The 21,447-nt window shown below is 64.3% G+C and carries 24 protein-coding genes; 9 read left to right on the plus strand and 15 right to left on the minus strand.

The window, feature by feature from the left end; all coding sequences use genetic code 11:
- Positions 1-16 precede the first annotated feature (16 nt).
- On the plus strand, positions 17-1,096 hold the full coding sequence (locus QZ409_RS04385; RefSeq protein ID WP_296707360.1) for a hypothetical protein: 1,080 nt from the start codon (positions 17-19) through the stop codon (positions 1,094-1,096).
- A 139-nt stretch (positions 1,097-1,235) separates the two neighbouring features.
- Here the strand turns inward: QZ409_RS04385 and QZ409_RS04390 are convergent, their stop codons facing one another.
- Entirely contained in the window at positions 1,236-1,445 is a 210-nt protein-coding gene (locus QZ409_RS04390) for a cold-shock protein (RefSeq protein ID WP_296707361.1), read from the minus strand.
- Positions 1,446-1,506: 61 nt separating this feature from the next.
- Positions 1,507-1,743 carry a hypothetical protein gene (locus QZ409_RS04395; RefSeq protein WP_296707362.1) on the minus strand — a complete coding sequence of 79 codons (237 nt, stop codon included), beginning with the start codon at positions 1,741-1,743 and terminating at the stop codon, positions 1,507-1,509.
- Here QZ409_RS04395 and QZ409_RS04400 point away from each other — a divergent pair.
- Entirely contained in the window at positions 1,717-2,358 is a 642-nt protein-coding gene (locus QZ409_RS04400; protein WP_296707363.1) for a hypothetical protein, read from the plus strand. The genes QZ409_RS04395 and QZ409_RS04400 overlap by 27 nt on opposite strands.
- Position 2,359: 1 nt before the next feature.
- On the opposite strand, the gene hemN is transcribed toward QZ409_RS04400, so the two are convergent.
- Positions 2,360-3,712 carry an oxygen-independent coproporphyrinogen III oxidase gene (hemN, locus tag QZ409_RS04405; protein WP_296707364.1) on the minus strand — a complete coding sequence of 451 codons (1,353 nt, stop codon included), beginning with the start codon at positions 3,710-3,712 and terminating at the stop codon, positions 2,360-2,362.
- A gap of 107 nt (positions 3,713-3,819) precedes the next feature.
- Between hemN and QZ409_RS04410 the strand changes: the two genes are divergently transcribed.
- Genes QZ409_RS04410 through cutA form a run of 3 tightly spaced genes read left to right on the plus strand, consistent with a single transcriptional unit; the run spans position 3,820 to position 6,227 of the window.
- On the plus strand, positions 3,820-4,773 hold the full coding sequence (locus QZ409_RS04410) for a 2-hydroxyacid dehydrogenase (RefSeq protein ID WP_296707365.1): 954 nt from the start codon (positions 3,820-3,822) through the stop codon (positions 4,771-4,773).
- 57 nt (positions 4,774-4,830) lie between these two features.
- Positions 4,831-5,904 (plus strand): ferrochelatase, encoded by a 1,074-nt coding sequence (gene hemH, locus QZ409_RS04415; RefSeq protein ID WP_296707366.1) that lies wholly within the window; start codon positions 4,831-4,833, stop codon positions 5,902-5,904.
- Positions 5,895-6,227: a divalent-cation tolerance protein CutA gene (cutA, locus tag QZ409_RS04420; RefSeq protein ID WP_296707367.1), complete on the plus strand. Its 333-nt coding sequence runs from the start codon at positions 5,895-5,897 to the stop codon at positions 6,225-6,227. Before hemH ends, cutA begins: the two co-directional genes overlap by 10 nt.
- A gap of 17 nt (positions 6,228-6,244) precedes the next feature.
- Here cutA and QZ409_RS04425 read toward each other — a convergent pair whose 3' ends face one another.
- A complete protein-coding gene (locus QZ409_RS04425; RefSeq protein ID WP_296707368.1) occupies positions 6,245-6,856 on the minus strand; it encodes a DUF938 domain-containing protein in 612 nt (203 codons plus the stop codon).
- Positions 6,857-6,961: 105 nt separating this feature from the next.
- Between QZ409_RS04425 and QZ409_RS04430 the strand changes: the two genes are divergently transcribed.
- Positions 6,962-7,804 carry an SDR family NAD(P)-dependent oxidoreductase gene (locus QZ409_RS04430; protein WP_296707369.1) on the plus strand — a complete coding sequence of 281 codons (843 nt, stop codon included), beginning with the start codon at positions 6,962-6,964 and terminating at the stop codon, positions 7,802-7,804.
- Positions 7,805-7,981: 177 nt separating this feature from the next.
- Here the strand turns inward: QZ409_RS04430 and QZ409_RS04435 are convergent, their stop codons facing one another.
- Positions 7,982-8,446 carry a hypothetical protein gene (locus tag QZ409_RS04435; protein WP_296707370.1) on the minus strand — a complete coding sequence of 155 codons (465 nt, stop codon included), beginning with the start codon at positions 8,444-8,446 and terminating at the stop codon, positions 7,982-7,984.
- A gap of 232 nt (positions 8,447-8,678) precedes the next feature.
- Entirely contained in the window at positions 8,679-9,671 is a 993-nt protein-coding gene (gene galE, locus QZ409_RS04440; RefSeq protein WP_296707371.1) for a UDP-glucose 4-epimerase GalE, read from the minus strand.
- A 191-nt stretch (positions 9,672-9,862) separates the two neighbouring features.
- Here galE and QZ409_RS04445 point away from each other — a divergent pair, with 191 nt between their 5' ends.
- Positions 9,863-10,753, plus strand: coding sequence for a UTP--glucose-1-phosphate uridylyltransferase (locus tag QZ409_RS04445; RefSeq protein WP_296707372.1), 891 nt, complete (start codon positions 9,863-9,865; stop codon positions 10,751-10,753).
- 18 nt (positions 10,754-10,771) lie between these two features.
- Here the strand turns inward: QZ409_RS04445 and QZ409_RS04450 are convergent, their stop codons facing one another.
- The 4 genes from QZ409_RS04450 to QZ409_RS04465 all read right to left on the minus strand — a co-directional run bounded on the left by QZ409_RS04450 (position 10,772) and on the right by QZ409_RS04465 (position 14,954).
- On the minus strand, positions 10,772-12,490 hold the full coding sequence (locus tag QZ409_RS04450; RefSeq protein WP_296707373.1) for an outer membrane beta-barrel protein: 1,719 nt from the start codon (positions 12,488-12,490) through the stop codon (positions 10,772-10,774).
- A 119-nt stretch (positions 12,491-12,609) separates the two neighbouring features.
- On the minus strand, positions 12,610-13,704 hold the full coding sequence (locus tag QZ409_RS04455) for an alkene reductase (protein WP_296707374.1): 1,095 nt from the start codon (positions 13,702-13,704) through the stop codon (positions 12,610-12,612).
- A 106-nt stretch (positions 13,705-13,810) separates the two neighbouring features.
- The gene (locus tag QZ409_RS04460; protein WP_283366780.1) at positions 13,811-14,053 is read right to left on the minus strand and encodes a DUF2312 domain-containing protein; all 243 of its coding nucleotides are present in this window, start codon (positions 14,051-14,053) and stop codon (positions 13,811-13,813) included.
- A 61-nt stretch (positions 14,054-14,114) separates the two neighbouring features.
- Positions 14,115-14,954, minus strand: coding sequence for an N-formylglutamate amidohydrolase (locus tag QZ409_RS04465; protein WP_296707375.1), 840 nt, complete (start codon positions 14,952-14,954; stop codon positions 14,115-14,117).
- 182 nt (positions 14,955-15,136) lie between these two features.
- Between QZ409_RS04465 and QZ409_RS04470 the strand changes: the two genes are divergently transcribed.
- Both QZ409_RS04470 and pyk read left to right on the plus strand, forming a co-directional pair.
- Positions 15,137-15,565 (plus strand): DUF1036 domain-containing protein, encoded by a 429-nt coding sequence (locus QZ409_RS04470; RefSeq protein ID WP_296707376.1) that lies wholly within the window; start codon positions 15,137-15,139, stop codon positions 15,563-15,565.
- A gap of 33 nt (positions 15,566-15,598) precedes the next feature.
- Positions 15,599-17,038 (plus strand): pyruvate kinase, encoded by a 1,440-nt coding sequence (gene pyk, locus QZ409_RS04475; protein ID WP_296707377.1) that lies wholly within the window; start codon positions 15,599-15,601, stop codon positions 17,036-17,038.
- Positions 17,039-17,064: 26 nt separating this feature from the next.
- Here pyk and QZ409_RS04480 read toward each other — a convergent pair whose 3' ends face one another.
- From QZ409_RS04480 to QZ409_RS04500, 5 genes are all read right to left on the minus strand, one after another.
- Positions 17,065-17,775 (minus strand): L,D-transpeptidase, encoded by a 711-nt coding sequence (locus QZ409_RS04480; RefSeq protein WP_296707378.1) that lies wholly within the window; start codon positions 17,773-17,775, stop codon positions 17,065-17,067.
- 162 nt (positions 17,776-17,937) lie between these two features.
- Positions 17,938-19,113 carry an acetylornithine deacetylase gene (gene argE / locus QZ409_RS04485; RefSeq protein WP_296707379.1) on the minus strand — a complete coding sequence of 392 codons (1,176 nt, stop codon included), beginning with the start codon at positions 19,111-19,113 and terminating at the stop codon, positions 17,938-17,940.
- A 120-nt stretch (positions 19,114-19,233) separates the two neighbouring features.
- Entirely contained in the window at positions 19,234-19,626 is a 393-nt protein-coding gene (apaG, locus tag QZ409_RS04490) for a Co2+/Mg2+ efflux protein ApaG (protein ID WP_296707380.1), read from the minus strand.
- A 103-nt stretch (positions 19,627-19,729) separates the two neighbouring features.
- Complete coding sequence (locus QZ409_RS04495; protein WP_296707381.1) at positions 19,730-19,951, minus strand: hypothetical protein; 222 nt, start codon at positions 19,949-19,951, stop codon at positions 19,730-19,732.
- 277 nt (positions 19,952-20,228) lie between these two features.
- Entirely contained in the window at positions 20,229-21,434 is a 1,206-nt protein-coding gene (locus QZ409_RS04500; protein ID WP_296707382.1) for a DNA cytosine methyltransferase, read from the minus strand.
- Positions 21,435-21,447 lie beyond the last annotated feature (13 nt).

A 21,447-nucleotide genomic window follows, 5' to 3' on the forward strand; every position in this document is an offset into this window, starting at 1 on the left:
GACAGAGTAAAAAACGATGGCGATCCATTCCCTCCGTCCTGAGTTCCGGCCCGACAATGCGCAGAATCAGGTGCGCGCCAGCCAGACCCTCGCCCGCCGGCTTTATGTCTTCGGGCTCAGCGCGGGCGCCTTGTGGGTGGTGTACCTTTTTATCGGCTCCCTCGTCCTGCTGGACGCGAGCGGATTGGTCGTGCAGGAGCGCGAGATCGTCACCCAACCCTTCGACGCGCAGGTGCTTTCCTTTGCCGCGAAGCCGGGACAGAAGGTGGCGGCGGGCCAGCCACTCGGCAATGTCGTTTCGACCCAGATGCTGGACCTGATTTCCAGCCTCGTCACACGCAAGGCGCAGCTCGAGGCGCGGCAGACGCAAATTGCGACGCGGCTCGCCGCCATTGAGACGACGCTGCCTTCGGCGGAAAGCCGAAGCCGCACGGCGAAGGCCGCACAGGCGCAGATCGAGAAAGCGGTCGCCTCCGGCTTTTCGACCCGGGTGCGTCAGGCCGAGGCGACCCGCGACTCCTATGACGCCGCGCGCGAGGTCGAAGCCTTGCGCTCCGAACGCAGCGCGCTCGAAAGCGAGCGCGGCATGGCGAAATTGAATCTGACCCATCTCGCCGACGCGCTGGACCGCGCGCAAGCGACCTATCGCGGCGGTGTCGTCGCGAGCCCCGTCGAGGGCACGCTCGGCGCCAAGGTCGCGGAGCCCGGCGCCGTCATGTCCCATGGCGAAGTCATGGCGGACGTTTATCACGGCGCCAAATATGTGCTGGCCTATCTGCCGACCAATCGCATGTATGGGATCGCGCACGGTGAGAAAGTGATCGTGACGGATGGCGTGAATCGCGAAAGCGGCCGGGTCGAGCGGATCGAGACGATCACCGACCGGGCGCCGGCTGAATTCCAGTCCAATCTGAGCGGCGTGGACCGCAACCAGGTCGCGCGCATCGTCTTCGACGAACCCACGCAGTTTCCACTGATGGCGAAGATCAAGGTGATCGGACCCTATGGCCTGTCGAGCGTTCTCGACGGCGCGCGCTGGGCCATGGCGTCCTGGCGTGGCGAAGCCACGGCCGCGCCCGTCCAGACGGCGCGTTAACGGGTCCGGCGACAGAATCCGCCGCTGATAAATTCAGTGGCGGCAAAAATAAAAAAGGCCGGGCGAACCCGACCTTCTCCTAAACGCCTCGATGGCCTACGCCAGTACATCCGTGGTCACGGACCAGAAGCATTATTCGTTACGCAGCCTGAAGATTCTCAGCCGCGCTCTTGCCGCTACGGTTGTCCTTGACAACGTCGAAGCTGAGCTTCTGGCCTTCCACGATCGTGCGCAGACCAGCGCGCTCGACAGCGGAGATGTGGACGAAAACGTCCGCGCCGCCATCGTCGGGCTGGATGAAGCCGAAGCCCTTGGTCGAATTGAAGAACTTGACGGTTCCGATAGTCATGACGATTTCCTTTTGATCGGTCACGGTAGATGCCCAGCCGCGCTGACGCGCGGCAGGCGGTTCAGGTCGATTTTGGGAGAGGAAGATCGTCAGCGGCGCCATTGGCGCGAAAACAAAGTTCAGCAGCAAGATCGATGGCGCACATATAGCGTCGAATTGTGGCCACTGCAAGACCGCGATCCACTTTATGCTTTATATGCCGATGACCGGTCCGTTTGCCATTTTTGCGCTTCCATTTGGCGCGGCGAAGAAAATCAGTTTTAATCGTTCCATGCAGGCGCTTCGCTTTATTTTCCATTTCGCTTTCTCGGCTCGCGGTCTCGCGGTTCGCGGTCTTGCACTTCTTGGCCTCGTGGTTATTGGCCTCGCGGCGCCCTCGCGCGCCGCGCCGCCCGACAGGAGCGTGGCGGGGCCGGTCGCGGCCGAGGCGCGGCAGAAGGCGCTCACCGAATTATTCGCGAAATTGCGGCGGGCGCCGGACGCCCAGACCGCCGCGCAGATCCGTGGCTTCATCGTCCGGCTATGGGGACATTCCGGCTCGGCTACCGGCGACCTGCTGATGGCCCGGGCGGAAAGCCTGATGAAAGGCGCAAAGGGGCCGGAGGCGGCGGCCCTGCTCGACCGCATCGTGGCGCTCTACCCCGACTGGACGCTGGGCTGGCGGCGGCGGGCGCAATCCGCCGTGCTTCAGGGCGACAGCGAAGGCGCTATGCTTGACCTAGACCACGCCTTGGGCGTCGAGTCGCGCGATTTCATGGCGATGCGCGAGCTGGCGTCGCTGATGCGCGCTCTTGGGCGCAATGTCCCGGCGCTGGAACTGCTGCGCCGCGCGCTGGAGATTGACCCGCAGAACGACCCGCTGCGCCGCGAGGCTGAACAGCTCGAACAGCAGATCGAGGGCAACAGGATATAGTCTACACCGCCACGCTGTGGCGGGCGGCGCGGGTCGGCAGATAGGCGTCGAACGCGGCCGCGACAAGGCGCATGAAGGGGCGCCCGGCCTCCGTGATCGAGACCCGACGCCCCTCCTGCGTCGCAACGCCCTCCCGGATCAGTTGCGCCAAATCCGCCTCAGCCGCGTCGAAACCCGCGACGTCGCCCAGCATGTTTTCCGCGATCACGCCATAATCGACGGAAAAATCGCACATCAGCCGCTCGATGACCGCCGCGCGGGCGCGATCGTCGCGCGTCAGCGCGATTCCCTTCACGGTGGCGAAGCGCCCGGCCTCAATGGCGCGCCGCCACGAACCGACATCCGCCGCGTTCTGGACATAGCCTTGGGGCAACTTTCCGATTGACGAAGCGCCGAAAGGCAGCAGAGCCTCGGCCTGGTCCACCGTATAGCCCTGGAAATTGCGCCGCAGATTGCCGGCCCGAAGCGCGACGGCCATCGGGTCGTCGGGCAACGCGAAATGATCGAGGCCGATGGCGACATAGCCCCGGTCGGCCAGGGTCCTGCGTGCGGTCGCGGCCTGGCGCAACCGCTCCGCCGCGCCGGGCAGGGCGGCGGCGTCGATCAGTTTCTGCCTCTTGGCGAACCAGGGCGCATGGGCGTAGCCGAAAATGGCGAGCCGGCTCGGGGCGAGCGACGCCGCAAGTTCGGCGGTGTTGACCACGTCTTCCTCGGTCTGGAAGGGCAGGCCATACATCAGGTCGAGATTGATGGCGCGGAAGCCCGCGACGCGCAGCAGGCCGACGGCGCGCTCGACGACCTCGAAGGGTTGGATGCGGCCAATGGCCTTCTGCACATGGGGGTTAAAATCCTGCACGCCGAGGCTGACGCGGTTGAAGCCCGCTCGCGCCAGGGCGAGGGCGAGATCGCCGTCGACATGACGCGGATCGAGTTCGATCGAGATCTCGGCGTCCGGAACGAAATTGAAATGGCCGCGCAGCGAGTCGGTGAGCGCGCGCAGCCGGGCGCCGCCCAGCAGGCCCGGCGTGCCGCCGCCCCAATGGGCGTGGACCACCTCGCGCGCGGGTGATGCCTTGGCGACCATGTCGATTTCGCGCGCAAGGGTCTCGGCATAGGCTTCGAGCGGCTCGTTCTTGCGCGTGGCGCGGGTGTGGCAGCCGCAATAGGTGCACAGCTCGCGACAAAAAGGCACGTGGAGGTAAAGCGAGAGGCGCGTGTCCGCCCGCAAGCGGCCGAGCCATTCGGCGAACTGGTCCGGCCCCACCGCATCGGAGAAATGCGGCGCGGTAGGATAGCTCGTGTAGCGAGGGACCGACTTCTCGGCGAGGACCAGATTTGACGGAAGTGCGCTCATCTGAACTTTTTCTCATCGATGGTCGAGACAGACCTTGATGCGGATCAATGAACGGGATGAATGTTGGCGGCGCGCGGCCATGCACGATCGCCGCCCCGGAGGCTCCCATGCCGTCATCCTTCCCCGGTTTTCGCGTGCTCGTCCCTTTTCCCTTGCCGGCGGGCGGGCTGGCGCGGCTGACGAAAACCTTCGATGCGCTGAAGCTCTGGGAGGCCGCCGACCGCGCGGCGGCCCTGCGCGCGGCGGCGCCGGATATTCGCGGCGTCGCCTCGACCGGCGCGCAAAAAATCGACGCCGGTTTTCTCGACCTTTTCCCAAAACTCGAAATCGTCGCCAATCTCGGCGTCGGCTATGACCACATCGATGTCGCGGCGGCGCGAGCGCGGGGGGTCATGGTGACCAACACGCCGGGCGTCCTCGTCGATGAGGTCGCGGATGCGACGATGGGGCTGCTGCTCTGCGCGGTTCGGCAATTGCCTCAAGCCGATTCCTTCGTGCGGCGCGGCGACTGGATGAGGGGTCCGTTCCCGTTGTCCGCCTCGCTCAAGGGCCGTGTGCTGGGCGTGCTCGGACTGGGCGATATCGGCCTCGCCATCGCGCGGCGAGCCGAGGCCTTCGGCCTGAAGATCGCCTATCACAATCGCAGCCGCCGCGACGATGTTCCCTATGCCTACGCCGCTTCGCCGGTGGAATTGGCGCAAGCCTGCGACATTCTCGTCGTGGCCGCGCCGGGTGGGCCGCAGACGCGCCATATTGTCGGGGCGCGGGTGCTGGAGGCGCTGGGGCCGCAAGGAATTCTCGTCAATATCGCGCGTGGATCGCTGGTCGATACAGAGGCCCTCATCGCGGCCTTGCGGGAGGGGAAGATCCAAACCGCCGCGCTCGACGTATTCGAGACGGAGCCCGACGTTCCCGCGGAATTGCGCGCGATGTCGCAGGTCGTTCTGGCGCCTCACATCGGCTCCGCTTCGGTCGCGACGCGCGAGGCGATGGCCGATCTCGTGGTTGAAAACCTGACGTCCTGGGCGTCGGGCGCGGGGGCCGTGACGCCGGTGGCGTGATTGCGCTCGTCGCCGGGGGCCGGGCAGGCTAGAACAGGGGCTCAATCGGGATTTTCCATGTCTTCAGCGCTTTCGCCTTTCTCGCCCCCCGCCCATCCCCCCGTCGCTTTCGGCAAGATCGGGGTCCTGTTGGTCAATCTCGGCACGCCGGACGGCACCAGCTATTGGCCGATGCGCCGCTATCTTGCCGAATTCCTGTCCGACCGCCGCGTGATCGAGGTTCCGCGCGCGTTGTGGCTGCCGCTGCTGCATCTGGTGATTCTCACCACCCGACCGGCGCGCAAGGGCAAGGATTATGAGACGATATGGAACAAGGAGCGCAACGAAGGGCCGCTCAAGACGATCACGCGCGCGCAGGCGGAAAAGCTCGCGCAACATATCGCGGGCGGCGCCCTTAACAACGCTGGCGGCGTCTTCGGAACTGACGGCGGGAAGATCGTGGTGGACTGGGCCATGCGCTATGGCCAGCCCTCGGTCGCCTCGCGCATCGCCGCGCTTCAGGCGCAGGGCTGCAACCGGCTGCTGGTCGTGCCGCTCTATCCGCAATATTGTGCGGCGACCAACGCCACCGTCGCCGATTGCGCCTTCGACGCGCTGAAGGCCCTGCGCTGGCAGCCCACGCTCCGCATCGCCGCGCCCTTCTATGATCGCTCTTCCTATATCGACGCTTTGGCGAAATCCTTGCGCGACGGGCTGGCGAAGCTGGATTTCGAACCCGAGCGGATCGTCGTCTCCTGGCACGGCATTCCGCAGGCCTATTTCGACAAGGGCGATCCCTATTTCTGTCATTGCGCCAAGACCACGCGGTTGCTCGCCGAAGCGACGGGGCTTGGCGAAAAAATGCTGATGACCTTCCAGTCGCGGCTGGGGCCGAAGGAGTGGCTCAAGCCCTATACGATCGAAACGGTGAAGGCTCTGCCCACGCAGGGCGTCAAGAAAATCGTCGTGATCGCGCCGGGCTTTGTCGCCGATTGTCTTGAAACGCTTGAGGAACTGGCCGTCGAGAACCGCCACGCCTTTCTGGAGGCCGGCGGCGAGCATTTCGCCGTATTGCCATGTCTGAACGATAGCATCGAGGGAATCGATGTGATCGCCGATGTCGTGCGGACGGAGGTTTCGGGATGGATATGAGCGCATTCTGCGTCGTGCAGACGACGATCGACGACGAGGTCCGGGCGGAGGATATCGCCGAGGCCCTGATCGAGCGCAAACTTGCGGCCTGCGTGCAGATCGCGCCGGTGACCAGCCATTATGTCTGGCGAGGCGCGCCCGTGAAGGAGAAGGAATTCCTGCTCGCGGCCAAGGCGCGCGTGGCGGATTTTGATCAGATCGCCGCCGTCCTGCGCGAATTGCATTCCTATCAGACGCCGGAAATCATCGCCTTGCCGATCCTGACCGGCGACGCCGCCTATCTCGACTGGGCGCGGCAGGCGACGGAGCGCGCGGACGGCTGACCGCCGCCTGCGGCTTTTCAGGGAACGTCGCGGCGGCGGAAGATTACGCTGAGATTGTTTGACGGCATTTCAATGATCTCAGGCCAGCCGAAGCCGGCGATCTCGCCGCAGGCGGCGACCGCTTCGAGATCGCGCACGCCCCACACGCCATCCTGCGCGCGCAGGCTCGCGTCAAAGGCTTCATTGCTCTCCGCGGTATGGGCGCCATTGCGCTTGAATGGCCCGTAAAGATAGAGCGGCGCGCCCGGCGGCAGGATCGTTCTTGCACCTGCGAACAGGCCTTCGGTCGCGGCCCAGGGCGAAATATGGATCATGTTGAGGCAGATCAGCGCATCGGCCCTTTCGACCGGCCAGTGCGGCGACGCGGCGTCGAGATCGAGCGGCGGGCGCACATTGGCGACGCCGGAGGCAGCGATCCATGCTGCGATGCTGGCGCGCGCGCTGGCGCCGGGGTCTGTGGGGAGGAAGGTCAGCTTTGGCAATTGCGCGGCGAAATGAACGATATGTTCGCCGGAGCCGCTGGCGATCTCGAGCGCCAGCCCCTCCTCGGGCAGGATTGCGCGCAGTACGGAAAGAATCGGATCGCGGTTGCGGCGGGTCGCGGGCGCATAGAGGCGGGGGTCATCCATGCGGGCATTATCGCCTGAACGCCGCCCGATGGAAACGGCTGTTTCCGCATTGCAACGCAAACGCCCGAGCTTAAGATTAAGGGCCCCAATGGGTGGAGGCAGCGTTTGAGCAGAAGTGGCCCCGTTCTCATCACCGGCTGTTCGAGCGGCGTCGGCCACGCCGCCGCGAAGTTGTTTCGCGCCGCCGGGTTTGAAACCTTCGCCACGGCGCGAGATCCCGCCGCGCTGGACGATCTACGCGCCCTCGGCTGCCATGTGCTGGCCCTCGATGTCACAGACGAAGAGGCGCGCCGCGCCGCCGTCTCGGCGGTCGAGAGGGAATTCGGCGCGGTCGGCGTGCTGGTGAACAACGCCGGCTATGGCCAATATGGCCCCCTCGAGGAAATCTCGCTCGATATCCTGCGGCGGCAGTTCGAGACCAATGTATTCGGCGGGCTGCGGCTGTCGCAGCTGGTCCTGCCGGGGATGCGCCGCGCCGGCGCGGGTCGCATCGTCACTGTGAGTTCGGTGGCGGGCCGCGTCGCCGTGCTAGGGGGCGGCGCCTATCACGCCTCCAAATTCGCTTTGGAGGCGCTCGCCGACGCCTTGCGGCCCGAAGTCGAACCCTTCGGCGTCAAGGTGGTGAATGTGCTGCCGGGGCCGATCGCCACCAATTTCGAGGCGACGCTGCTGAAGTCCATCCCCGACGGCGGCGAGGACAGCCCCTATGCGGCGTTCCGGAAAAATCTCGCCCGGCGCATGCATGAATTCCTCGATCCACGCGGCTTCGGCGTCATGACCGCCGAGCATGTCGCGCGCGTCGTGCTGAAGGCGGCCACGGCGGCGCGTCCCCGCACGCGCTATAATGTCGGCTTCCTCGCCCGTTTCGGCCCGCTCGGCCGCGCGCTGACGCCGGACCGGATCGTTGATTTCGTGACGCGCCGCGACGTGTCAGGTCGGGGCGGGTGATTCCAGCCTGTCTGGGGCCGAGCGCCCGACCAGCATTCCGACGTTTCCCCAAGCGGCGAAGCGACCAAAAACGGACCGAGACGTTAGGGAAGAGGAATTGTTGCTTGGCGCGGATCACAGAGGTTTGGCAGGAATCGGCGGGGAGCCGCCGTTAAAATTGGCCTTGGTCGGATCAGACTATGGCTCGATCTGTTTGACTCGTAATTCGCCACCAAAGCGCTGACGCAGTCTATCGATTGGTTCCGGATGGTCGCTGTAAATTTCAACGTACGTTGTGTCGAAAGCGCGCAGTTCAACCACTGAATTTGCCGCCAGTCTCGCCATCGGGGTGTAGGCTGTGATGGGCTCAGCAGTTCTTTCGGGCCAATTGGAGCCTTCTATGGCAATAAAGACGCCATCAAGAAGTTGCCGGGTTGCACGTACCCGCTCAACTAGATCGCCAATATTGGCGACTGCTTTCCAGTAGTCTGTCACGTAGGTCTCAAGCGCGGGGTCATTCGCATCTATTGCGGCGGCATACCATGTGCATCTGGACAGCTCCGGCGTCCTCGCCAGCGCATCGAGCACTGACGCAATCTGCGGCCCGGTGCATACGTATTCGTCGCCGTCGATATCACTGCCCTGTAGCATAAGAACGCGCATTTAAGACTCAGTCGATAGTCCGCGTTCGCTAGGCAATTCGACAATTTTACGATCGAACTTGCGGTAACGGAGTCAATCCCCGAAAGGGCAGCGAACGCCTAAAACGACGAACAAGTCGAAGCGTGTAGAACTTTTCGAGCACACTCGTGCAAGGCGCTATGGCCACTTCAGATCCGGGTTCAGAAATCTCCGGGTTCGGCTAATCTGGGTGCCACGCGTCAGGCGTGAGCGGTCATGTCGCCTCTTTCTCCGCCAGCAGCTTCTTCTCCCAGGCCAAAGCCTGTCGCACAATTTCTTCGAGATTATCGTGGATGGGAGCCCAGCCGAGCTTTTCCCGCGCCCGTTCATTGGCCGCGACAATGGCCGCCGGATCGCCCGCGCGGCGTCCCGAAATCTTCACGTCGAAATTGACGCCGGAGATGCGCTTCACCGTATCGATCACTTCCAGCACCGAATAGCCGCGCTTGTAGCCGCAATTGCAGGTCAGGCTCTCGCCTCCAGCGCGCAAATGGTTCAGCGCGGCCATATGGGCGCGGGCGAGATCGGTGACCTGGATATAGTCGCGCAGGCAGGAGCCGTCGGGTGTGGGGTAATCCACGCCATAAACCTCCATGCCCGGGCGCATGCCCAGCGCCGCTTGCACGGCGACCTTGATCAGATGGGTGGCGTTGGGGCTGGATTGGCCGGTACGGCCCTTGGGATCGGCGCCCGCGACGTTGAAATAGCGCAAGGCGACATAGCGCAGGTCATGGGCGCGGGAAACGTCCTCCAGCATCCACTCGACCATGAGCTTCGAGCGGCCATAGGGCGAAACCGGCTTCAGGCTCTCATCCTCGGTGACCGGGTTCTGGTCCGGCTCGCCATAGACGGCGGCGGTGGAGGAGAAGATGAACTGCTTGACGCCCTGTTCGACCGCGCAAGAGAGCAGGCTGCGGGCGGAGGCGGTGTTGTTGAGATAATAGCCGAGCGGATCGGCCACCGATTCGGGCACGATGATCTTGGCCGCGAAATGGATGATCGCCTCAATGGCGCGGCTTGAAAGCATATCGCTGACAAGGGCCTCATCGCCAAAGTCGCCGATGATCAGCTCGGCCTGCGGCGGGACGGAGGCGCGCCGTCCCGTCGAAAGATTGTCGAGCACGACGACCTTTTCGCCGGCGTCCAGCAGTTCGAGCACCATATGCGAGCCGATATAGCCGGCGCCGCCAGTCACGAGAACGGTCATCCAACGTCCTTTTTCGAATTCCGCCCGTGCCGGGCGGAGCGGGGCAGTTTTAAATCAAAAAATGCCTAATGCGAAGCAGTCCCGGTCGGAAAGGCTAATTCCAACTTTCTTGGCGTAACCGGCCCGGCGGTGATAAGAACCTGCCGGCCCAGCCGTTATCTTCCATCACTTCTCAGCGAAGCGGATGTTCCATGCAGAAAAAGCGAATTCGTAAAGCTGTCTTCCCTGTCGCGGGCCTTGGCACGCGCGTGCTGCCCGCCACCAAGACCGTTCCGAAGGAAATGCTGACCGTGGTCGATCGCCCGGTGCTGCAACATTGCGTCGAGGAGGCGCGCGAAGCGGGCATTGAGCATTTCGTCTTCGTCACCGGCCGCAACAAGGCGGTGATCGAGGATCATTTCGACATCGCCTATGAGATGGAAGAAACCTTGCAGCGCCGCGGCAAGCTCAAGGAGCTGGAAGGCCTGATGGCCGATCTCCCGGCGGCCGGCGCGACCAGCTTCACCCGCCAACAGTCGCCGCTCGGCCTCGGCCACGCCGTATGGTGCGCCCGCGACATTATTGGCGACGAGCCCTTCGCCGTGCTGCTGCCCGATATGATCACCCTGCCGGGCCCGGGCGGCAAGCGCTGCCTGCAGCAATGTCTCGACACCTATAACGAGCATGGCGGCAATGTCATCGCGGTTGAGCAGGTCCCGATGGAAGAGACCCATCAATATGGCGTCGTCGCCAAGGGCCAGGATTTCGGCTCCTCCTTCGAGATCGCCGGCATGGTCGAAAAGCCCGCCAAGGGGACCTCGCCATCGAATTACATCATTTCCGGCCGCTATGTGCTGGAGCCGGAGATCTTCGACCTGCTTGCCAAGGGCCAGAAGGGCGCCGGCGGCGAGATCCAGCTCACCGATTCGATGATCGAACTGGCCAAGACTCAAAAATTCTTCGCCCGTCATTTCGACGGCAAAACCTATGACACCGGCTCGAAGATCGGGTTCCTCGCCGCCAATGTCGCCTTCGCGCTGGCGCGCCCGGACATCGAGCCGGGCTTCCGCGCCGAGTTGAAGCGAATCGTTGGGACCTTGTGACGAACCGCCCTGCGCCTCTCACTGCTGGAGGCGCAGGCCAACCGTCATGATATTGGCGGTATAGTCGGAGCCCGCCTGGTTGGACGTCATGCGCTGGAAGGCATAGGCGCCCTTGAGGACGATGCTGCGGGTCAGATTATATTCCGCCTTCAGCCCCGCCGAATAATAGGTCTGAACCAGCGACGCGCCGGGATAGTTTTCGGTCTGGATTCCGGCCGTGGCGGTGATGGTGAGGTCGCGCCCCAGGGCGTGCGCGACTTCCAGCGTCCCGGTGCGGGTGATCGTCCCCGAAGCGCCGGCCACTGTCGTCTCGTCCATCGTGGTCAGAGTGCGCAGGGTCACCTTGGTCAGCGGCGTGGCGGTCCACACCAGCGAAATGTCGAACACCGGGCCGCGCAGATTGGCCAGGCGCGGGTCCTGATAATTGCGGTCGGCATAGCCTGCCGAGGCGGAGCCGACCAGCAGGCGGGTCAATTCGAAGGTCGAGCCCACGCTCACGGCGGCGCCGACCGAATTGCGCGCATAGCCCGAAGTGCCATAGGTCGTGTCGTGGATGCGCTCGTCCACGACGCCCTCGACGAAGGGCTTTACTCCCGGCGTGAGTTCATAGCTGGCGCGAAGGGTCGCGCCATAATCGTCATAGGAATCGCGCGACAGATATTGCGTCGAGCCGTCGGCGAAATGGGCGTCGGCCCAATAATTCCGCTCGAAGGAGCCGCGCAGGGTCACTTCCGTGCGGTTGAAGACCTGGCTGACGCCGAGGCCTCCGCCATAGGTCGCGACGAGCGGGCGCGAGGCCAGCTGGGTTGAGGCGCCATTGTTGTAGAGATTGGGCGACGATTGGTACTGGGTCGAAAGCGTGTAATTGCCGTCGATATTGATTTTTGTGTCGCGCGCGACGTCGAGGCGCGTCAGGAACTTGCCCGTTCCATCCGGCGCATTGGCGCTGGATTGGTTGAAATAATCATTATAGCCCAGCCGCATTTCGCCGGCGAAACTGTGGTTCGACCAATCCGAGACGCCCGCAAGCCCAATTTCCTCGCGCAGGAATGTCGAGCCGCGCAGGTTGCCCGAGCCGGTCGAGGCCTGGTTGGGATTGGAATTATAGCCGAAACTGGTCTCCGAATAGGCATGGGCGCGCAATGGGCCGGCGTCGAAGCCGATTGGCGCGAAGGGCTCGAGGTCGATTTTCGGTTTCGGGCGATGCGGAATCTGCGCGGGCAGGGCCGTGGTCGGCGACGGCGCGAGCAAGGCCGGGTCCGTGGTTTCTGTGCGCAGGCCGAGCGCGTTCCGGCGACGGGCCTCGGCCGACGTGGGATAGGCGGCGAGGTCCGGCAGCGGATGGGCGAAAGTCTTCCTGTTCGATTTCGTCGCCGGCTTGAACGGGCGCGGCTTGCCGTAATTGGCGGCGGAGGCGGCAGGCCGGGGAATCGCCGTATCGGGATAATAAGCGTCGGGCAGCGGCGTCGTCGTCGAAGGCGTCGCGCCGGGGAGAGAAGGGGCGCCGGAGCCGGGCCGCGCGGAGGGCGCGGCGTCCTGCGTCAGCGCGGGATCATGGGTCGTGGGCCGGAAGTCCGCGCTCTGCGCCCATGCGGCGCTCGAAAGCGCCGCAAGCACCACGCCGGAAAGAGCGACGCCAGCCAGGGCGAGCGAGGGCGGGCGCGCGCGCGCCTCGCCCGGATCGCGGAGCGATCGCGCGCAAAGGATGACGGTCTCGCGACGCGGTTCGACGGACAAGCTCTGGCCTCGCGGGGCGGCGGAACGGGCCGCCGCAACTAAAGGCCAGCGTTAGGCTCTTATGGTTAATGGAGCCTTACATTTCGTGGTTAACCAAACCTTGCCCGCCGCCGCGACGCTCAAGCCGTGAGCGCGGGGTAATCGGTGTAACCCTCGGCCCCGCCGCCATAAAGCGTCTTCACGTCCAGCGCATTGAGCGGCGCGTCGCGGCGCAGGCGCTCGACAAGATCCGGGTTGGAGATGAAGGGCCGGCCGAAGGCGATGAGATCCGCCGCGCCGGTCGCCACCGCCTGTGTCGCCAGCGCGCGGTCGTAGGAATTATTGGCGACATAGGCGCCGTGGAAGGCCTTGCGCAAGGCGGCGAAATCGAATGGCGCGATGTCGCGCGGGCCGCCGGTCGCGCCTTCGACGATATGGATATAGCCAAGCTTGCGAGCGTCGAGCTGGCCGACGAGATAGTCGAACACGGCCTGGGGCGCGCTGTCGCTGACGTCATTGGCCGGGCTGACCGGCGAGAGGCGGATGCCGATGCGGCCCGGCGGCAGGATTTTCGCGATGGCGTCGACCACTTCGAGGGTCAGGCGGCTGCGGTTCTCGATCGAGCCGCCATAGGCGTCCGTGCGATGGTTGGAGCCGTCCTTCTGAAACTGGTCGAGGAGATAGCCGTTGGCGGCGTGAATTTCGACGCCGTCGAAGCCGGCTTCCTTCGCCCGCTCGGCGGCGCGGGCGTAATCCGCGACAATGCCGGGGATTTCGCTCAGCTCCAGCGCGCGCGGCTCGGAAGTCTCGACGAAGCCGCTGGCGACGAAGGTCTTGGAATTGGCGCGGATGGCGGAAGGCGCCACAGCGGCGGCGCCTTCCGCCTGAAGCGAGACATGCGAGATACGTCCGACATGCCAGAGCTGGATGAAAATCTTAGCCCCAGCCTCATGCACCGCGTCATTGATTCGGCGCCAGCCGCGCGCCTGCTCGTCGGTATAGATGCCGGGGGTGTGAATGTAGCCCTGACCCTGCTGCGAAATCTGCGAGGCCTCGGTCACGATCAGGCCCGCGCTGGCGCGCTGGCGGTAATATTCGACCATCAGATCGTTGGGCGCGTCGGTTCCGGGCGTGGCGCGATTGCGCGTCAGTGGCGCCATGACGATGCGATTGGCGAGGGTGAGGTCGCCGAGCTGGTAAGGCTGGAACAATTTATCGGCGTGATGGACGGACATGAAGGCGCTCCTGGCTGAAATTCAGTCAGGAGCTAAGCATGGCGTCGCGGCGCCGCAATGACCCGCGACGCTCCGCCGCGGCAAGACCGCCTATGCAAAAACGAAATCAGCCCTCGCCGAGCGCCGAGAGATAGAGGTCGAGGATTTCTTCCTCCTCGCGCCGCTTGGTTTCGTCCTGTTTGCGGATCGAGACGATTTTCCGCATGATTTTCGCGTCATAGCCATTGCCCTTGGCTTCGGCATAGACGTCCTTGATATCGTCCGCGAGCGCCTTCTTCTCTTCTTCGAGCCGTTCGATACGTTCGATGAAAGATTTCAAATGGCCGCCGTCGAGCGTGCTGGTGCTCATTGTCCGCCTGTGTTCTGTTTGGGAAATTGGGCCCCTGAATTGGACCAGAGCGGCGCCGTCGTCAAGCGGGCGCGCCGATCGGGAGGTCCGGATCGACGCGCGAGCCGAAATATTCCACCCTCTTGGTGTCCTCATCGCCAAGGATCGGCGGAAGGATACGCGCGAGCAGCATGGCCCAGGCCTCGCATTGCTCCGGGGTCTCGACGAGGTCCTGCCGGATCTCGATCAGAGCGCCGGGCAACCCGCGCCGGGTCGAATGCTCATACATGCTGTCGCCGATCAGGGCGCCGTCATAGGGCTCGTTATCGCCGACGATGAGGTTTTCCGCCTGCAAGGCCTCTGTCAGCAGTCTGGCGAGGCGGGGGTCCTGGTCCCACAAAATGCCCACCTGCCAGGGCCGCGAGCAGCCCTTGAAACAGGGCGTGAAGGAATGGATTCCCACCAGCAGGGGCGTCAGGCCGCGCGTCAGGACCGTATCGACAAGCTCCGCGCCTGCGCGGCGATAGGGCCGCCAGTAATGTTCGATTCGCCGGGAAATTTCGTCGGCGCCGATGCGGGCGTTGCCGGGAATGAGCGCGCCGTCGGAAATGCGCATGACCAGTGTGGGGTCATCTTCGCCGCGATTGGGATCGATGAGCAGGCGGGAGAACAGGGCAAGCGCCGCCGAGGCGCCGGTCAGCGCCGCGAGCCGCCGCGTCACCTGCTCTGCGCCGATGTCATAGGCGATGTGGCGCTGGAGCGAATCGGGCGGCAGTCCAAGATCGCCATAGGCCGGCGGCAGCGCGTTGCGCGCATGGTCGCAGAACAGGATCAGGCGCTGCTCCGCCGACCCCGCGATCAGGTCGAGGGGCCGGAAGGCGTCGTCGACGCGGGCGGGAGAGTCGTTGGTGAGTTTTTTCAAGGGGCGCCGCAAAATCTTGCTTCTAAATTAAATCTAATGCAAAGCGCATCGACGCGGTCAAGCAATGTGTTTAAAACATTTTTCGACGCCCCGGCGTCACGCCTTGGGCGCCGCGTTTCACAGTTTGTCGGGGCGATTCACACCAATTCGGGGCGATTCACACAAGTTGGGGAAGGAGCGCGATGAGCAGGGCGCTTAAGTTTTCATGGCCGGCGGCCGTCTTCATTCTGGCCGCCGCGCAAACCGCGCCCGCCCGCGCCGATTTCCGCCTTTGCAACAACACCAGTTCGCGCGTCAGCGTCGCCATCGCCTATACCACTGGGGCGAATTGGGTGAGCGAGGGCTGGTGGAACGTCAAGGCCAGCAATTGCGAGACCCTTTTGCGCGGGCCTCTCGCCGCCCAATATTATTACATCTACGCGATGGACGAGCGCGGCGGCGAATGGAAGGGCAAAGCCTTCATGTGCACGCGCGACCGCGAGTTCCGCATCGACGGCCGCGAGGATTGCTTCGTGCGCGGCTTCGACCGGTCGGGCTTTTTTGAGGTCGATACGGGCAAGGACGCCAAGAACTGGACGGTGCAGCTGACCGATCCCGGCCCACAGCGATGAACGATAACCAACGAAAAAATCAGAGGGAACCCCATGAACAGGCGCAGCCGCCGATGTAAGATCCTGGCCACGCTCGGCCCGGCCTCCAATGACGAGGCCTCGATCGACAAGCTCTGGCGCGCCGGCGCCGATGTGTTCCGCATCAATATGAGCCACGCCAATCCCGAGGCCATGCGCGAGACGGTCGCCATGATCCGGGCCGTCGAGGAGCGCGTCGGCCAGCCGATTGGCATTCTGGTCGATCTCCAGGGGCCGAAGCTGCGCGTCGGGACTTTTGCAGGCGGCGGCGTGGACCTTCTGGTCGGCCAGACTTTTTGCTTCGATTCCGATCCGACGCCCGGCGACGCCGAGCGCGTGTGCCTGCCGCATCCCGAAATCCTTTCGGCTTTGGCGCCCGGTCATAAATTGCTGATCGACGACGGCAAGCTGCGCCTGCATGTCATAGAGGCCACGGGCGATCGCGCCTTGGCGAAGGTCGATGTCGGCGGCCGGATTTCCAACCGCAAGGGCGTCAGCCTGCCGGACACGGAAATCGCCGTCGCGGCGATGACGCCGAAGGACCGGGTCGATCTCGAAGCGGCGGTCGAAACGGGCGTCGACTGGATCGCCTTGTCCTTCGTGCAGCGCGCCACCGACGTTTTGGAGGTCAAGCGCCTGACCGGCGACCGCGCCTTCGTCCTCGCCAAGATCGAAAAGCCGCAGGCCATCGCCCGGCTCGACGAGATCATGGCTGTCGCCGACGCCTTGATGGTGGCGCGCGGCGATCTCGGTGTGGAAATGCCGCTGGAGAAAGTGCCGGGCCTGCAGAAACGAATCACCCGCGAGGCGCGCCGGCTCGGCCGCCCGGTGGTGGTGGCGACGCAGATGCTGGAAAGCATGATTTCCTCGCCAGCGCCGACCCGCGCGGAAGTCTCGGACGTGGCGACCGCCGTCTATGAGGGCGGCGACGCCATCATGCTCTCGGCGGAAAGCGCGTCTGGCAAATATCCCTTCGAGGCGGTGACGATGATGAACCGCATCGCCGAGGAGGTCGAGCAGGACAATATCTATCGTTCGATCATCGCCGCCCAGCGCGCCGCGCCCGAGCGCACGGGCGCCGACGCGGTGGCCGTCGCGGCGCGCGACATGGCGGAAACGCTCGATCTCAAGGCGATCGTCGCCTGGACCTCGTCGGGCGCCACGGCCTTGCGCGTTGCGCGCGAGCGTCCGCGCGCGCCGATCCTGGCGCTCACGCCCATTCGCGACACGGCGCGACGGCTGACGGCGGTCTGGGGCGTGGAATCGGTCATCACGAAGGACGCCAACGACATGGACGACATGGCCAATCGCGCCTGCAAATTCGCCGTGCGCCAAGGCCTCGCCGCCGTGGGCGACCGCATCCTGATCATCGCGGGCGTGCCCTTCGGCACGCCCGGAGCGACCAATATGCTGCGCCTCGCCTTCATCGGCGAAGACGGGCTGAGGGCGGAATAGGGCCAGCCTCGTCTTGAGGTCGCAGGCTATGCCGGCAGGACGATCACCTTCGTCTTGACCGGCGTCCGTGAATAGAGGTCGATCATGTCCTGAGTGAGGAGGCCGGTACAGCCGCTCGTAACGCCGGTCCCGATTGTCTCGGGGTCGCTGGTGCTGTAGATCGTGTAAAGCGTGTAGACGCCGTCTCGATAGAGATGGAGCGTGCGGGCGCCGAGCGGATTGTCCAAACCTGGCGGCATGCCGCCGGCATATTTGCGCGCTTCCGGCTGACGCTGAATCATTTCCTTCGGCGGCGTCCAGATGGGCCATTCGGACTTGCGCCCGACATAGGCTTCACCGCTCCACAGGAACCCGGCGCGGCCGACATTGGCGCCATAGCGGGTGGCGTTTCCGTCGCCTTCGATGCGGTAAACATAGTAATGGCCGGGATCGACGATAATCGTGCCGGGCGCTTCTTTACTGTCGTAGCGCACGATCCTGCGATAATATTTCGGATCGATCTTGGCGACATCGACCGCCGGGATCGGGAATTTCTCGGTGGGGACCGGTCCGTAAAGCTTCGCCGCCTCGGCGCGGCTCATGCCGTCGGTCGTCTCGCAACCGCCGAGGGCCAGCGCGCCGAGACCCGCGGCAGAGCCGAGCAGAAACGACCGGCGGTCGAGACGCCCCGACTGAAGCCCAAGCCGAGACCCCTCGTTCTTTTCGCCGGCATCGGCAATTCCATCGTCCAAGGTCATGATTTTCGAATTTCCCATGTCCTGTCGCCCGACCAGAGAATTCTCGGGCATAAACCCGCTGAACACCTTTGCTGAACTGTGATTTACCGTCATGCGGCTCGACTCGCAAGCTCGGGCCTTCGGGCGCGGCGATCGCTGGCAGTTGCCAAGCGTCAGCGAATGCTAGATCGACATCTGGCCGGTCAGGCGCCGCAGGAAGGCGACGCCTTCGGCGAGCTGCGCGATATCGACATATTCATCGGGCTGATGGGCCTGATCGATGCTGCCAGGCCCGCAGATCACCGCCGGCAGACCGCCGAACTGGAATTGGCCAGCCTCCGTCGCATAGGGCACGGCGATGGTGTGATTGGCCTTGGCGAGCGCCATGGCCAGAGTGGAGGCCAATGAATCCGGCTCGGCGCGCAGGCCGGGCGCTTCGATCTCGACGAAGGTCTCGATTTTCGCATTCGGGAAGCCGCCAAAACGCTCGGCGGCGAGGGCGGTGCTGAAGGCTTCGAATTTTTCCAGCGCCTGATTTTGCGGGACATGCGGGAGCCCACGGAACTCCCAGTAGAATTCGCAATGCCGCGCCATGATGTTGCGCGCCGTGCCGCCCTGGATGATGCCGACATGGACAGTGGAAAAAGCCGGCTCGAACCGCCCCAACGGATCGCGCTCCGCCTGCAGCCCTACGCCGATCCGCTCCAGCGCGGCGACGAGCTCGCAGGCGATATGGACCGCGCTGACGCCGAGCCAGGGCTTGGACGAATGGGCCTCGTGGCCGGTGACGGAGGTGCGATAGGTTGCGATGCTCTTGTGGGCGTCGGCGACCTGCATCATGGTCGGCTCGCCGATCACGGCGAGCGCCGGGCGCGGCAGGTCGCGGCCGAAACGCGCGATGGTGTCGAGGCAGCCGGCGCAGGTCGTCTCTTCGTCATAGCTCAGCATTATGTGGATTGGTTTTTTGAGCGGCGCGGCGAGGAATTCCGGCGCCATCGCGAGGCAGATGGCGTCAAAGCCCTTCATGTCGCAAGTGCCGCGCCCGAACAGCCTTTCGCCCTCGCGGCGCAGCACGAAGGGGGGCGAGCTCCATTTCTGCCCGGTCACCGGCACGACATCGGTATGGCCCGACAGCACCACGCCGCCGTCCTGGTCCGGCCCGAATGTCACGAAAAGGGCGGCCTTGTCGCCCTCCGCATTGGGAATCCGCGTGAAGCGCGCGCCAAGACCGAGCAGATAATCCTCAACGAAATCAATCAGCGGCAGATTGCTGCGCGAGGATTCCGTATCGAAGGCCACCAGCCGGTCGAGCAGGGCGATGGCCCGGTCAAGGGTGGAATCTGCGGAAACATGCGTCATGAATCGAATTCCATCGGCGCCCTCGCGGCCTTCCACCTTAGCAGGTTATGCGCCAATCGGGGCGGCGCAAGTCCGCTCGGCGCCTAACGTGGCGAGGCGACAGCCGGATGACCGCCACGCTCAATTGAGGACGCGGCGCTCCATGGGGCTGTCGAGCGAGAAGGGCGGGATTTCCGCGTCGAACGCGCGGCCGTTCGCGTCAACCATGCGATAGGTCCCCGACATGAGGCCGGAGGACGTGGTCAATCCGCAGCCCGACGTATAGCTGAAGCTGGCGCCGGGTTCGATAATCGGCGTTTCGCCGACGACGCCGGGGCCTTGAACGGTCTCGACCCGCCCGTTGGCGTCTGTGATGCGCCAGGTGCGCTCCAGAAGTTGAACCTGCACGTCGCCGTGATTGGCGATCTCGATCGTATAGGTCCAGAAATAACGGTTGAGCGATCCATCGCTGCGCTCGGGCGCGAAGACGGGGATGGCGGTGATTTGGATTTCGTGGGTGATCGCGCGATACATGAGGCGAATTTGCCTTGGGACCGGCGCTGCGTCGAGCCTAATTTTTCGGCGCAGCGCTTTTTTTAGGCGGAACGGAGACGTTTAGGCCGCTAGGCGGCCGTTCTCACGCCGCCTGGCGGGCTTGGAGACTGCGCGCGGTAGAGACGCCGACGAGAACGACGATGCCGCCGGCCTCATTGGTCACGCGAATATGGCCGCCATGCGATTGGTCGGCGGCTACGGCGAGAATTTCACGCCAAAGGGCGCCGTTGTCGGACACACGCAGCGATTTGAGGTCGCGGCGGGCGCCGGTCGGGTCGATCATTTGGAAGTGATACAGGGTCATGGCGACCTCATCGTCGGCAAGTTTCTTTGCGACGTGCGCGGCTTAGCAAAATAATATGACGATCAGATTATATTAGCGCCAGGGCGCAGCATTTTTTGGGCCATTCTCGGGCTCTTATTGAGTATGAGGGTTTACGGAAGCTTAATGCCCTCGCTTTACGGCCAATTTGTGTAGAAAACAACAAATAAATTTGACGTTATTGTTTTGGCGTGAACCATTGAGAGTTCGCATTGCAACAATCTACTATTGCAATTGCGAGAAGCCAGCCGGCTAACGGCTATTCCGCGGCGGCCATCTTTTGGGCTGGCGGCGCGCGCAACAAAGGCTGCAGCAGATATTCGGCAAGATGGCGCACGACAGGGGCGCAGAGGCCGTCGCCGCATAATTTATAGGCGGCGCTGGCGCTTTTCGGAAGCACATAAGAGTCCGGCAGGCCCATTAGCCGGGCGGTTTCGCGGGACGAGAGCAGGCGGGTCCGAATCGTCTCGCCATGAACCTCGATCAGGGTCTGGCGGGAGCTGCCGCCGCCCGGCGTGCGCAAGCAACCCGCGACTCCGTCGAACCGGACCTCCGCCCGCTGGCGCTTCTGGCCGTTTTCGTCCGTTCGGGTCCGCCGATAGACGGCGCCGACCATGCGTCGCCCGCTGGCCTGGATGTCTGCGATCTTCTGGCGATGGGCCGGGGCCATCAGCGCCAGCAGGCGCGCGGTCGCTTCGGCCGGACGCCAGGGCGCGTCGGTTGGCGCATCTTCGAGCAGGTCGGCGAGTTCTGTGTTTCGGATGAGGGGCGCAGGCAGGCGCCACCAAACCCAATCGGCCGCTAATGCGACAGGAAGGGTGGCCTGGGCGGCGAGAAGCGCGGGCGAAGACCACAGAGGGTCCGGCGCGTCGGCGGTCAGGGACGCAAGTTGCGCCTGTGCGGCGAAGAGCGATTTGTCCAGCGCGACGAAAAACACGCGGGGGCGCGATTGCGGCGTGAACCAGCGGGCGTCGAGCGTCAGCGCGCCGACGCGATAGCCGATCCCATCCAGCGCGGCGACCAGGGCGCGGAAATCGCCCTTGCCATGCGAGGTCAGCACGCCGACGACATTTTCCAGCACGATGGCGCGCGGCGCGCGGCCGGCGGCGCGCAAAGCGCGCATCTTTTCATGGAACAGCCAGAAGGCGCCGCTGCGCGTCTTCACTTCGTCCGCGGCGGCGCCCATCCCCCGGCCGCCGCCGGCGAGGGAAAGGTCCTGGCAGGGAAAGGAGGCCCAGGCGAGATCGGCCCGATCGGGAAGATCCTGCGGGGAAATCGCGGCGAGGTCGCCGCCGACGAAATCCGCGTCGCCCCAGTTGGCGCGATAGGAGACCGCCTTGTCCGGATCGATGTCATTGGCGAAGAGGCAGGTCCAATCCGCGCCGAGTCCCGCGCGCGCCATGCCGCCGCCGGCGAAAAACTCATAGAAGGTCAGGTTTTGGAAGGTCAGGTTTTGTCGAGACATGGGACGACGAACA

The sequence above is a fragment of the Rhodoblastus sp. genome (assembly GCF_019449565.1).
Classification (GTDB): Bacteria; Pseudomonadota; Alphaproteobacteria; order Rhizobiales; family Beijerinckiaceae; genus Rhodoblastus.